General features: G+C 35.3%; 12 protein-coding genes. 11 read left to right on the top strand and 1 reads right to left on the bottom strand.

Going from position 1 to position 13,185, the window contains the following annotated elements; all coding sequences use genetic code 11:
• The first annotated feature begins 51 nt into the window (after positions 1 to 51).
• From TTHT_RS08165 to rplI, 5 genes are all read left to right on the top strand, one after another.
• Complete coding sequence (locus TTHT_RS08165) at positions 52 to 2,874, top strand: tetratricopeptide repeat protein (RefSeq protein ID WP_201327482.1); 2,823 nt, start codon at positions 52 to 54, stop codon at positions 2,872 to 2,874.
• A 26-nt stretch (positions 2,875 to 2,900) separates the two neighbouring features.
• Entirely contained in the window at positions 2,901 to 3,938 is a 1,038-nt protein-coding gene (recA, locus tag TTHT_RS08160) for a recombinase RecA (RefSeq protein ID WP_330873131.1), read from the top strand.
• Between the two features lie 22 nt (positions 3,939 to 3,960).
• Positions 3,961 to 5,676 (top strand): Na+/H+ antiporter NhaC family protein, encoded by a 1,716-nt coding sequence (locus TTHT_RS08155; protein WP_201327481.1) that lies wholly within the window; start codon positions 3,961 to 3,963, stop codon positions 5,674 to 5,676.
• Positions 5,657 to 6,124, top strand: coding sequence for an aminoacyl-tRNA deacylase (locus TTHT_RS08150; protein WP_201327480.1), 468 nt, complete (start codon positions 5,657 to 5,659; stop codon positions 6,122 to 6,124). Before TTHT_RS08155 ends, TTHT_RS08150 begins: the two co-directional genes overlap by 20 nt.
• A 131-nt stretch (positions 6,125 to 6,255) precedes the next feature.
• Complete coding sequence (gene rplI, locus TTHT_RS08145) at positions 6,256 to 6,699, top strand: 50S ribosomal protein L9 (RefSeq protein ID WP_201327479.1); 444 nt, start codon at positions 6,256 to 6,258, stop codon at positions 6,697 to 6,699.
• Between the two features lie 45 nt (positions 6,700 to 6,744).
• Here rplI and acpS read toward each other — a convergent pair whose 3' ends face one another.
• The gene (acpS, locus tag TTHT_RS08140) at positions 6,745 to 7,086 is read right to left on the bottom strand and encodes a holo-ACP synthase (protein ID WP_201327478.1); all 342 of its coding nucleotides are present in this window, start codon (positions 7,084 to 7,086) and stop codon (positions 6,745 to 6,747) included.
• A 45-nt stretch (positions 7,087 to 7,131) separates the two neighbouring features.
• Here acpS and TTHT_RS08135 point away from each other — a divergent pair, with 45 nt between their 5' ends.
• From TTHT_RS08135 to glpX, 6 genes are read left to right on the top strand one after another with little or no spacing between them, the layout of a single operon-like run.
• The gene (locus tag TTHT_RS08135; protein ID WP_201327477.1) at positions 7,132 to 8,619 is read left to right on the top strand and encodes an ABC transporter substrate-binding protein; all 1,488 of its coding nucleotides are present in this window, start codon (positions 7,132 to 7,134) and stop codon (positions 8,617 to 8,619) included.
• A 42-nt stretch (positions 8,620 to 8,661) separates the two neighbouring features.
• Complete coding sequence (locus tag TTHT_RS08130) at positions 8,662 to 9,390, top strand: PASTA domain-containing protein (RefSeq protein ID WP_201327476.1); 729 nt, start codon at positions 8,662 to 8,664, stop codon at positions 9,388 to 9,390.
• The gene (rpe, locus tag TTHT_RS08125; RefSeq protein WP_201327475.1) at positions 9,387 to 10,049 is read left to right on the top strand and encodes a ribulose-phosphate 3-epimerase; all 663 of its coding nucleotides are present in this window, start codon (positions 9,387 to 9,389) and stop codon (positions 10,047 to 10,049) included. Before TTHT_RS08130 ends, rpe begins: the two co-directional genes overlap by 4 nt.
• Positions 10,046 to 10,954: an outer membrane protein assembly factor BamD gene (locus tag TTHT_RS08120; protein ID WP_201327474.1), complete on the top strand. Its 909-nt coding sequence runs from the start codon at positions 10,046 to 10,048 to the stop codon at positions 10,952 to 10,954. Before rpe ends, TTHT_RS08120 begins: the two co-directional genes overlap by 4 nt.
• Positions 10,951 to 12,120, top strand: coding sequence for an acyl-CoA dehydrogenase family protein (locus TTHT_RS08115; RefSeq protein WP_201327473.1), 1,170 nt, complete (start codon positions 10,951 to 10,953; stop codon positions 12,118 to 12,120). Before TTHT_RS08120 ends, TTHT_RS08115 begins: the two co-directional genes overlap by 4 nt.
• A 12-nt stretch (positions 12,121 to 12,132) precedes the next feature.
• Positions 12,133 to 13,110 (top strand): class II fructose-bisphosphatase, encoded by a 978-nt coding sequence (gene glpX, locus TTHT_RS08110; RefSeq protein WP_269089380.1) that lies wholly within the window; start codon positions 12,133 to 12,135, stop codon positions 13,108 to 13,110.
• The last annotated feature ends 75 nt before the right edge of the window (positions 13,111 to 13,185 follow it).

Below are 13,185 nucleotides of genomic sequence, written 5' to 3'. Positions count from 1 at the left end.
TTCTCCTATATATGCTATATTAAAACAGAATAAATAAGGGGTGAGAAAAGGGTGTTTTTTAAAAAGAGTGATGTTTTAGCCAAAGCGGATAAGTATTTAAGACAGAAAAAATATAAACTTGCTCTTGAAGAGTTTCTGAAGTATCTTCAGAAAAATCCCAACGATGTTAATATTATTAACAGAGTTGGCGATTTATACGCGCAGGTAGGCGATAAAGATAAGGCTGTGGACTTTTTTCTAAAAAGTGCCGATTACTACTATAAAGAAGGTTTTTATACCAAATCTATTGCTATTTTAAGGAAAATATTAAGGATTGACCCTGATAACATTAAAGTTTATGAAAGGCTGGCGGATTTATATGTACAGGATGGGAATATTGCAGAAGCAAAAAGGGTTTATTTGGAGATAGCTGAAAAATATACAAAACAGGGATTAAAGAAAAGAGCTCTTGAGATTTATAAGAAAATGGTTGAGTTAGACCCTCTCAACACTGTGGTTAGGTTGAAGCTTGCCGATGCTTTTATCAAAGAGGGTATGCGTGAAGAAGCGGCAGATCAGCTGATTTCAACTGCCAAAAAACTTCTTAAAATGGGAAAAAACGATGACGCTAAACAATTACTTACTGCGGCAAAGAAATTAGGCCTTGGAGACGCTGTAATAGATGTTACCCTCGCTGAAATTTATGTTGAAAAGAAAGAGTACGAAAAGGCAGAGCAAATTCTGGATAAGGCATACGCGAGAAATACAGGCAATTCACTGCTTCTTGAATTACTTGCCTTTGTTAAATTAAAAACTGGGAAACTTGCAGATTCTTTAAAAATAGCTAAGCGCTTGTTTGAACTTGACAAATCAAAATATAGAATAATTGAAACTATATTCAATGAACTTATTGCCAAAAACAAGATAAATGAGGCTTGGAGCTTAATAAAGCCTGTTATAGACCATTTGGTACTTAATGAAGAGTACGATAAAGCAATAGATCTGCTAAAGAAAATTGTTGATAAAAAACAGTATTTCATACCGGCTCTTAAAGTGCTGGCTGATATATATGATAAAAAAGAAGATAGAATATTTAATGTTACTACTCTGGAGAAACTTGTTGAGGCTTATAAAAGAGACGGAAATGTTGAGGAAGCAAGAGCTACTTTAAAAAAACTTCTTGAGTACGATCCCGCCAACATTGAATACAAAGAGGCTTTAAAAGAGTTAAAGGCATATGAAATTTCAGATGATGAAATAAGTGTTTCTGAAGAAGATTTTGAGCTTGACGAGGAAGAGTTGGTTGAAAGCCTTGACCTTGAAGATACCACTCAGAAAATGTTAGGGGGGATTTCTGAGGCTGAGTTTTACATAGAGCACGGGTATAAAGACAAAGCATATAGTATGCTTGAACAAATTCTAAGAAAAGATCCGTTAAATAAAAAGGCAAATTTATTACTGCTACCTTTGTGTAAAGAAAGAGGTGAGAGGGCTAAGGCGAGCCAGTGCTATCTTAATCTTGCTGAGATATCAATGAATGAAGGTGATTTTGAGAAAGCAGAGGACTACCTTAATCAGAGCGAAAGATTACTTCCAGGCTCTTCTGGTTTTTTAAGAAGACAACTTGAAAAGAAAAAGAAAGAAGAAGGGCTTGTTGAGGTTGAATCTTTTGATTTTGAGCCTGATGAAGAAGAAATTTCACTTTCTGATGCGGTGGAATCCTTTGACGAGGAGGAACTGGATTTTGGAATAGATAACGAGGTGGTGGGTTTACACGAAGAAGCTATTACACCTCCTGAAAATGATTTTTCTGAGGCTATATCCCTGGACGAAGAAGAAACAGAACTTGAGCTTGAAGATAACATATCAAGTGAAGATTTGTTTAATGAAGATGCGAAAGAGGGGGGAGAATTTGTCCCCGAAGAACAATCTTTTCTTGATGCAGATTCTCTTCTTGAAACATTCCAGCCTGAAAAAGAGGAAGGAAATGCATTAGAAGAATTGGATGAAGCAAAAATAGAAAGTGTAGACCTTTTTGAAGAGTTTGAAGATCTAAAATTAGAGTTTGAAGATAGCAAGAAAACTACTGAACTAAAAGAAGAACTTGAAAAAAAGGTTGTTGAAGATGAGAAAGATGCGAAAGCAGAAAAGCCTCAAGAAATTGTTGAAGATAGTGTAGATTTAACCGATGAAATAGCGGAGATAGAATTTTATATTTCTCAGAACCTTTTTGAAGAGGCGGAAGAATTATTGAACAACCTTGTGGTTGCTCATCCCAATCATAAGGATGTTCTGGCTTTAAAAGAAAAATTTGAGTCTCTAAAAGGACAGGCAGAGACAGAGCAGCTTGTTGCAGAAAAATCAGGTGATTTTGAAGAGTTGCTTGAAGAAGAGTTTATTGATTTAAAATCGCAGTTAGGCGAAGACCTTGATATTTTTCAGGATAATACAGAGTTGACAGACTCAGCACCTCAGGAAGAGGTTAAATCTCTTGATGAGCTTTTTAAAGAATTTAAAAAAGGTGTTGAGGAACAGATTGACCAGGAAGATTTCGAAACCCATTACAATCTGGGTATTGCTTATAAAGAGATGGGGCTTTACAATGAGGCAATTGAAGAATTTATTAAAGCCTCACATGATCCAAACAGGCTTTTAGATTGTAGTTTTATGATTGCGGGAGTGTATTCTGAATTAGGTGAATATAAAAAAGCAATAGAGTGGCTTGAAAGTGGCCTTGAACATGCACAAAAAACAGGAGCAGACGACAGACCTATTCTTTACGAATTGGCAACTTTGTGTGAAAAAAATGGGGACAAGGAAAAGGCGAAATCCTACTATGCAATGATTTACGAGAAAGACCCGAATTACAGGGATGTTGCTTCCAAACTTAAATAGTTAAAAAATATTAAGGAGATAAAACTATGAAACAGCCAAATAACAAGGGAATGGCAAGGGATAAAGCATTAGACCTTGCTTTAAACCAGATAGAGAAGAATTTTGGAAAAGGCTCAATAATGCGGCTTGGAGATAAGAGTATTTTAAATGTTGAAACAATATCAACAGGTTCAATTGGGCTTGATTATGCTTTGGGGGTTGGTGGTGTCCCGAGAGGAAGAATTGTTGAGGTATATGGACCAGAAAGTTCAGGTAAAACCACAATCGCTTTACAGATAATAGCGGAAGCTCAAAAGAATGGCGGCATGGCAGCCTTTATTGATGCAGAGCATGCCCTTGACCCTGAGTATGCTAAAAATCTTGGGGTTGATACAGATAACCTCTTAATTTCCCAGCCTGACTACGGGGAGCAGGCTTTAGATATTGCTGAAATGCTTATTAGAAGCGGTGCTATTGATGTGCTTGTTGTTGATTCAGTTGCTGCCCTTGTTCCAAAAAGTGAATTGGAAGGGGAGATGGGTGAAACCCAGATTGGCCTTCAGGCAAGATTAATGTCACATGCATTGAGGAAGCTTGCAGGGGCAATTTCAAAGTCAAAAACTGTTATGATTTTTATTAATCAGGTGAGAAATAAAATTGGAATTTCTTACGGAAACAACGAAGTTACCACAGGCGGAAACGCATTGAAATTTTACTCTTCGGTTAGAATTGAAATAAGAAGAATTGCTGCATTGAAAGATGGAGACAGGATTTTAGGTAATAGAACAAGGGCTAAAGTTCAGAAAAACAAAGTTGCACCTCCTTTTAAGTATGCAGAGTTTGACATAATGTTTGGAGAGGGAATCTCAAAAGAGGGTGAAATCCTTGATTACGGGGTTTCATTTGGATTGATTGAAAAAAGCGGTTCCTGGTATTCCTATGGTTCAACAAGGTTGGGACAGGGTAGGGAGAATGCAAAAAAATTCTTAAAAGAAAACAAAGACATTGCTGAAAAGATAGAAAGAGAAATTAGAAAAGAGTTAGGATTGATTAAAGAGGCGGAAACTGAAAAGAAAGAAAATTAATTTAATAATTACAATTTTAATATTGTTTTTAACGGTGCCTGTGTTTTCTCAAGACATAGGTGCCGTTTTTCATAAAAATGAGAGTTACCATTTTTTAAAAACCTCAATAACAAAAGAAAGCCTTGAAAAATTTCAAAAACAGGGAATTGTTGAAATTGATAGTGAAGATATTGTTTTCAAAAAAACAGGAGTGTTTGAAGGCAGGTTTTTTGATAAAAAGATAAAAAAAGTTAGAGTAATAAATGGCTATCTTTCTATTATTCCTCCTTTATTAGCAATAGCCTTTGCCCTTATTTTCAAAGAGACAATAATCTCCCTGTTATTGGGTATAATTTCTGGAATGTTTATAATAAACGGTTTTAATCTATTTTATGCGGTGAGAGATACCCTTTCAGAAGAGATAGTCTCTGTAATAGCAACAAAAGACCATGTGTCAATAATAATTTTCACCGTGCTTTTAGGCGGTATGGTGGGAATAATTCAGGCAGGTGGCGGAACCGAGGCTGTTGTTCAGTATTTTTCATCAAAGATAAAATCAAGAAAAGGCGCAATGCTTTACTCCTGGCTTACAGGGATAGCCATATTCTTTGATGATTATTCAAATACATTGATAGTTGGTAAGGTAATGCAACCAATAACCGATGCCTATGGCGTTTCAAGGGAAAAGTTAAGTTATATTGTGGATTCAACAGCGGCACCGGTTACCGCAATTGCAGTGATTTCAACCTGGATAGGTTTTGAAATAAGCCTTTTAAATAACCTTTTTCATCAGTATGGAATAAAAGGACTTGATGGCTATACTGCATTTATTTACTCAATCCCCTATCTCTTTTATCCAATTTTAACTTTAGTATTTGTCTTTTTTATTGCAACAACAGGTAAAGATTTTGGCCCTATGAGAAAATTTGAAATTGAAGCTGTAAGAAAGCTTTGCCAATTAAAAGGTGAAAAAAGGGAAGATAAGGGAAGCCTTGCCCTTGGACTTATCCCAGTATTGGTTGTAATTATAGTTACTTTTCTTGGAATATACTTTTCTGGTAAAGGGGAAGAAGCAAATACAATTAGAGAGATTTTTGCAAACTCAGACAGTTTTGCCTCCCTTATATGGGGTTCTTCAGCAGGGTGTTTTGTTGCTTCAATTATTGCCTTGAAGAAATTAAAGGTTAGTCAAATAATAGAAGGGTGGCTTGAAGGGTTAAAGAGTATGGTGCTTGCTGTTGTAATTCTTGCCCTTGCCTGGAGTTTGGGGGATATTTGTGGGATTTTAAAAACAGGAGACTATGTTGTTTCCCTTTTCCCTGAAAATTTTCCAATGTTTTTGCATCCAATGCTTGCTTTTTTAGTTTCAGCAATAATAAGTTTTGCCACAGGTACTTCATGGGGGACAATGGCTATAGGCTATCCACTTTTAATACCCATTGTTCTAAATACCCCATACTTGTTTGCATCAATTGCAGCAATTCTTTCAGGGGCTGTTTTTGGAGACCACTGCTCTCCTATTTCAGATACGACAATAATGTCTTCAATGTCAAGCGGCTGCAACCATATTAACCATGTTAGAACACAGTTGCCCTATGCAATTACAGTTGCTTTAATTTCCATGTTTTTCTGCTATGGACTATTGTTTTTACATTTGCCGCCTTTTGTTGATATAAGCATAGGAATTTTTATTATTGCTTTGATATTTAAATACATTGCAAAACCTGTGGAGGACTGTTATGAAAACAAGGGGAATTGAGTTTTTAGAAAAAAACAGAGTTGAACATAAGGTTTTTACATACGACCATAAGGTTAAGGGTGCAGAATTTGCAGCAGAACAAACAGGGATTGAGCTTGAGAGAATGATAAAAACACTTGTCGTCTGTGATGTTAGGGGGAAAGACTTCTATTTTGTTTTAATGCCGGGAGATAAAAGCGTTGATATGAAAAAGTTAGCAAAGTGTCTTGGAAAAAAAAAGATGAGAATGTCAACTGTTCAGGAGGCTCAAAAACTTACTAATTACCTTGTAGGTGGGATCAGCCCCTTTGGGGCTAAAACAAAATTACCGGTTGTTATGGAAAAATCCCTTGAACAATTTGAAAAAGTTGGAATAAACGGTGGTGGGAGAGGGATAATTGTTGAAATCTCTCTAAATGACTTAAAATCTTTACTAAATCCTGAAGTTTGTGAAGTGGCAAAATCTTAATGTTAACAGCCTGATATTTGAGTATATATGCATTTGTTAGCCATTGTGTTTTTTATCAATTGACCTTTTATGTCTTTTCTGGTATAAAATTTAATTTGAATGGTTAGAAACTATTAAGGAGGAAATATACAATGGAAGTTATTTTGAGAGAAAACGTAGAGGGACTGGGCAAAAGAGGAGATGTGGTAAGAGTGAAAGACGGATATGCGAGAAATTACCTTATCCCGAGAAAGCTTGCAGTCCCTGTTACAGAGGGAAATATTAAACAGATTGAACTTGAGAAGAAGAACTGGGCTTTAAAGCATCAGAAAGAGATTGAAGCGGCTGAAGCGGTTAAGGATATTATTGAAAAGATTACAATTACTGTTACAAAAAAGGCTGGCGAAAACAATCAACTATTTGGCTCTGTGACTGCACAGGATATAGCAGATGCCCTTGCTAAGGAAAAGGTTGAGATAGATAAGAAAAAAATTGAATTGCCTGAGCAGATTAAAGAGTTAGGTACATTCCCTGTTAAAATAAAAATTCATCCAGAAGTTGTTGTTGAAACAAAGGTTTACGTGGTAAGCGAATAATTCTTTTTTTAAATAATTGTCAAGCCCGGAATTTTCCGGGCTTTTTTATTTTATTCTCACACAAAAGGCAACAACATACTCTTTTTCGTGGGATAGTGAAATCTTTATGTTTTCCTTCTCTTTTCCATCAATATAGATAACGGGAATTTCACCATTTTTTAAAATTTCAATCCTGTGCCAGGAAAAAGGGGAAAGATTGTAAGCCTTATAAACAGCTTCCTTTGCAGCAAACCTTGATGCAATAAATTGTAATCTATCTTTCCTTTTTGAGTATTCTCTAATCTCCCTTTCAGTTAAAATCCTTTTAACAAATTTATCACCAAATTTATTAAATGATTTTTCAATTCGTTTTATTGAAACAATATCTGTTCCTATTTCAATATCCATACTTTCATTCTAATAAAAAAAGATGATTTGATATATAATTTTAATATGAAAAAGATATTTTTTTTGCTTTTAATATTTTTGTTTTTCCCTATTTCCTGCAGATACGGCGGGAAAACTCCCCCAAATACCCTTGTTGTTCTTGTTGACGGTTATCCCCAAACCTTTGACCCGAGGATGGGAATAGATTTATCCTCTCAAAGGATCTACCAGCTTGTTTACAACGGCCTCTTTGTCAGGGATGAAAAGGGAGAGTTAAAGCCAGACCTTGTTGAGTCGTACTATTTTAAGCACAATAGTGTTTTCAGGTTTAAATTAAGAAAGGGGATTTATTTTCACAACGGAGATGAGTTAAAGGTTGAAGATGTGTTTTATACTGTTAAATCTCTAATTGAAAAAGGTTCTTTAAAGTCTGCCCCATTTCTTGAAATAGGTGAGATGAAAAAAATTGATGATTATTCAGGCGAGCTTGTTTTAAAAAGGAAAGACCCTTCTTTTTTAATAAACCTTTGCGACGGCGCTTTTGGAGTGGTTAGCAGAAAAGACGGGGTTTCTGGAACAGGTGCATATATTATTGTAAAAAAGGATAAGGGAAAAAATATTTTATTAAAAGGGTTTGATAATTATTTCAAGGGAAAACCAAAAACAGAGTTTGTCCTTTTAAAAACAGTGAAAGACTCAACAACAAGAACATTTGAGATATTAAACAAATCTGCGGATATTGTCTTTGATTCCATACCTTACGAAAATTTAAAACTATTCAAAAAAGGAGATTACAGAATTTACAGGGGGATTAGTAATTCTGTTGAATACATTGCCTTTAATTTTAAAGATAAAATTCTTTCAGATAGAAAAGTTAGGCAGGCAATTTGTATGGCAATAGACAGGGATAGAGCAATAAAATATCTGTTTTACGGTTATGCAGTTAAGGCTTCATCTATGATAGCACCACCTAATTTTTATCACTTTGAGGGGAACCAATGTGTTTCTTCAATAAAACAGGCAAACAGAATCCTTGATTCTGCCGGATACAAAATAAAAAAAGATGGATACAGGTTTTCCCTGGAATTTCTTTCCACAACCTCTTTTCTTTCAAGGCTTAAAGCAGTTTATGTTCAGGATAGGTTAAAAAAAATAGGCATAAAAGTTGATATTGTTTCAATGGATTTTGGCACATTCTTTGACCTTCTTTCAAAGGGTAAGTTTCAAATGTATTCGGCAAGGTGGGTGGGTATATCAGACCCTGATATTTATAGAATGGTTTTTTATTCAAAAATGATTCCACCAAAAGGCTGGAACAGGGGATTTTATAAAAATGAAGAGGTGGATAGACTGGTTGAAAGCATTCCGAATCTTGAAAAAAAAGAAGAGAGAAGAAAGGTTTATAAAAAAATAAATTCTTTTATTTTAAGCGATTATGCTTACATTTTTCTATGGCATCCTGAAAATTTAATAATAACCTTAAAAAATGTTGAAAATTTAATTGTAACCCCCTCAAAGAGCTTTGCTTACCTTTATCTTGTTGAAAAAAGATAGTGGTTTTTTCTCATATTCTTTTTTGTTATACTTTACAATGAAATGAAAAAGCTATTGCTTTACCTTTTAATAATTACAATAGGCGGTTTTATATCATTTTTAAGCTTCTGGTTTACTCTACGCCGTGAAGTAAGAGGGGAAATAGTAAAAACCCCTTCAGTTATAGGAAAATCGATTGATGATGCAAAAAAAGAGCTTGCAAAATACAATTTGTTTTTAAAGGTGAATACAAATAGAAGGGTTTTTTCCGATTATATTGAAAAGGGGGATATCGCAATCCAAATCCCTGAACCGGGAAAAGTTATTAAAAAAGGCAGGAAAATAGAGGTGATTATCAGTAAAGGTTCAAGAAGGGGAGATGTTCCAGATGTTGTTGGGTTATCTATTGAGGAAGCTTCAAGAAAGATAAATATGCACGGATTAAAGGTAAGTAAAATTGCAAGTGTTTACAGTGATAAACCAGAGGGAATTGTTATTGCTCAGTCTCCTGAAAGCGGAGTTTCCGGTATCTTTAATGACAAGGTAAAGCTCCTTGTTAGCAAAGGTAAAAAACCTAAGTATTATAAAGTTCCTGATTTAAGGTATAAACCTTTAATTCAGGTGGAGAAAATTTTGAAGAAAGCTGGTATCCAATATGTTGTTAAAACATTTGCAAATCAAATAAGGGATGAGAGAATTCTGTTTGTTAAAGAGCAGTATCCTCTGCCAGGGTATATATTGCCTTCCGATAAAATATTAACCTTAAAAGTTGTAATGAGGGAAAACTTATGAAAGAGATAGCGCCTTCAATTTTATCAGCAGATTTTTGTAATTTAGGAGAGCAACTAAAAGCTTTAAAAAAAGAGGGGATGGAATTTGTTCACATTGATGTTATGGATGGACACTTTGTCCCAAACATAACCATAGGGCCTCTTGTTTGTAACTCTATTAAAAAGAATTTTCCTGATTTAAAGTTAGATGTTCACCTTATGATTGAAAATCCAATGAGGTATATTGATGCATTTGCAGAGTCTAATCCATACATTATTTATTTTCACCTTGAAGCAGAAAGGCATGCTGACAGATTAATTAACTATATAAAATCAAAAGGAGTGAAAGCAGGAATTTCCATTAACCCTGCAACTCCAGTGAGCCTTTTAGAGCATGTTTTGCCCATAGTTGATAGTGTGTTGGTAATGAGTGTTAACCCGGGATTTGGAGGGCAAAGTTTTATTCCCTATACTTTAAACAAAATAAAATTACTTAACAACATTAGAAGAGCACAGAATTACAATTTTTTTATTGCAGTTGATGGGGGGGTTAACTCAGAGAACATTGAAGAAATTTCAAGATTAGGCTGTAATTTGTTTATTGCCGGTTCTTCTGTTTTTAAAGGAAATATTGTGGAAAATTTTAAAAAATTAAATAAAACCGTTAAGGGGAAAATATGAAAAAAATTATTATAGGGCTTTTAGTATTTATCCTGTTATTTTTTAATGCCTGTAAATCGGCGAAAGAAGCCAATATTGAAAGGGCGAAAAAGATTTCAGTTTCCAAAGTATATTTAGATGGGATGGAGTATCTATTAAACAAAAATTATTCCTCTGCAAGGGATTATTTTGAAGTAATAATAGACAATGCTACCCAGTCTGAGTATTTTCCATATGCAAAATTGGCATATGCAGATGCTTTATTCTTTGATGTTTCAAAAGGCCCTATTGAGGCTTTGCCGGAATACCAGTCTTTTATTGTTTATTTCCCTAAACACAAGGAAACTCCATATGCTCAATTTATGGTGGCAATGTGTTACTTTGTTCAGATAAATGGTCCTGATAGAGACCAGACTTATGTTGATCAGGCAATGGCTGAATTTGAAAAACTTAAATCAAATTACCCAGATTCAAAGTATGCCCAGATGGCTGACAAATATATTGATTATTGCTGGAAAATAAAAGCACAGCACGAATACCTTGTTGGTGTTTTTTATTACAAGGTTAAAGGATACAAAGCGGCAGCTGATAGATTAAGGGGGCTTATTGAAAATTATGACCCGAAGTATTATGACAAAGAAAAGGCTTACTATTATTTTGCAAGAAGTTTAATGTATGAAACGAAATTTGACGAGGCTGCAAGGTATTTTAGAAAATTGTTGAAGGAATTTCCCAATACAATTTATAGAGATTCAGTAAAGGAACAACTTGATTATATTGAAAGCGGTAAGGCAGAAAAAGAATTAAAAGAAAGAAAGAAGAAAATTGAAGAAAAGTATAAAAAAGAATTGGAAAAAAGAATTAAAAAAGCAAAAGGGAAGAAAAAAAAGTCTAAAAAGAAGAAAGAAAAAGCGGAGGATAAATGAGAAATTACCCCGATTTTTTAAAGATTGAAGACTTATTAACCGAAGAAGAAAGGCTTGTTTATGATACAGTCCATGATTTTGTAAGCAATGAGGTTAAGCCAATAATTGCTGATTACTTTGAGAGGGGGGAATTCCCTATTCACCTTGTAAAACAGCTTGGAGAACTTGGTTTTTTAGGCAGCACTTTGAGTGAATATGGTGGTGCAGGGCTTTCAAATGTTGCCTATGGGTTGATAAATCAGGAATTAGAAAGGGGAGACAGCGGATTAAGGAGTTTTGTTTCAGTCCAATCCTCCCTTGTGATTTATCCGATTTATGAATTTGGTTCAGAAGAGCAGAAAAAGAAATATCTACCTGGATTGATAGACGGTAATTTAATAGGTTGTTTTGGTCTAACTGAACCAGATTTTGGTTCAAACCCTGGGGGGATGAAAACATATGCTGTCAAAAAGGGTGATAAATGGATTTTAAACGGTACAAAGATGTGGATAACAAATGCTTCAATTGCAGATATAGCAGTCGTGTGGGCGAAAACTGAAGAAGGTATCCAGGGCTTTATTGTTGAAAAAGATATGCCTGGTTTTTCTGCGCCAGAGATTAAGCATAAATTAAGTTTAAGGGCTTCTGTTACAGGAGAGTTAATATTTGAGGATGTTGAAGTACCTGAGGGAAATAGATTGCCTTTAGCTAAAGGATTGAAGTACCCTTTAATGTGTTTAACCCAGGCAAGGTATGGAATAGGCTGGGGTGCATTAGGTGCGGCAATTGACTGTTATCTAACTGCGGTTGATTATGCGAAGACAAGAATTCAGTTTGATGTTCCTATTGCAAGGTTTCAACTTGTGCAGAAAAAGCTTGCAGATATGCTCACAGAAATTACAAAGGCACAATTGCTTGCCTTGCAGGTTGGAAGGTTAAAAGATAGTGGGAAATACTCCCATTATATGATTTCTATGCTTAAAATGAACAATGTTAGAATGGCACTGGATATTGCAAGAACAGCGAGGGATATTCTTGGAGCAAACGGAATTTCCCTTGAATATCCGGTTATAAGACATATGGTTAACCTTGAATCTGTAAAAACATATGAGGGGACAGAGGATATTCACACCCTGATTTTAGGGCAATACATTACAGGATTTCAGGCTTTCAGCCTTCTAAAATAAAAGGGGGGAATTATGCCAAAGAATATTGAAGATGCGTTGGCAGGGGATTTTTTAAGGGTTGCTGAAATGGCGGCTATTGCCGCAGCAAGGACTGTAGGAAAGGGTGATAGAAAATACTCAGATAAAGTTGCAGTTGAGGCAATGAGGAAAGAACTGGATAATGTTGATATTAATGGAGAAGTTGTAATAGGCGAGGGAGAAAGGGACAAGGCCCCAATGTTATATATTGGAGAAAAGGTGGGAACAGGGGATGGTCCTGCAATTGACATTGCAGTTGACCCACTTGAAGGCACAAATCTTTGTGCAACTGGAGCAAACAATGCAATAGCAGTAATTGCTGCGTCAGAGAGAGGGGGATTGCTAAATGCCCCTGATATTTATATGGAGAAAATTATTGTTCCTCCATCTGCAAAAGGCAAGGTAAGCCTGGATAACTCTGTTGAAGAAAATTTGAAAATTATTGCCGATAGCCTTGATAGAAAGGTTGAAGACTTAACTGTTATTGTTCTCGACAGACCGAGACATGAGGAGCTTATTGCCAGAATTAGGGAAGCTGGTGCCAGGATAAATTTGATAGGTGACGGTGATTTAAGTGCAGGTATCTCTGTTGCAGTAAGGGGCACCGGAGTTCATGCAGTATTCGGAATAGGAGGCGCTCCCGAAGGCGTTTTAACTGCCGCAGCTTTAAGGTGTCTTGGTGGGGAAATACAGGGGAGGCTTATTGTAAAGGATGAGGCAACATGGGAGAGAATGCAGAAAATGGGGATTAAAGACCCGAATAAAATTTATACAACAGAAGAACTTGCAAGTGGAGAAAATATAATTTTTGTTGCAACCGGGGTAACAAACGGGAACCTTTTAAAAGGTGTTAGGTTTTTTGGTGAAGGGATAAGAGTGAACTCCCTTGTTATGAGGCTTAACCAGAGAAGAATAAGATTTGTTGATACTATTTATCTTAACGATGATATAGGTCAGGGGGTAATGTTTTAATTTTTTTTTCAAATAAAAATATTGACAAATAATATTAGATTTTTTAAACTGATTTTACTATCATTTATGAAAGGT

This window comes from Thermotomaculum hydrothermale, from assembly GCF_016592575.1.
Classification (GTDB): domain Bacteria; phylum Acidobacteriota; class Holophagae; order Thermotomaculales; family Thermotomaculaceae; genus Thermotomaculum; species Thermotomaculum hydrothermale.
Note: the sequence above shows the minus strand (reverse complement) of the source record. Positions and strands in the feature narration are given on the sequence as shown.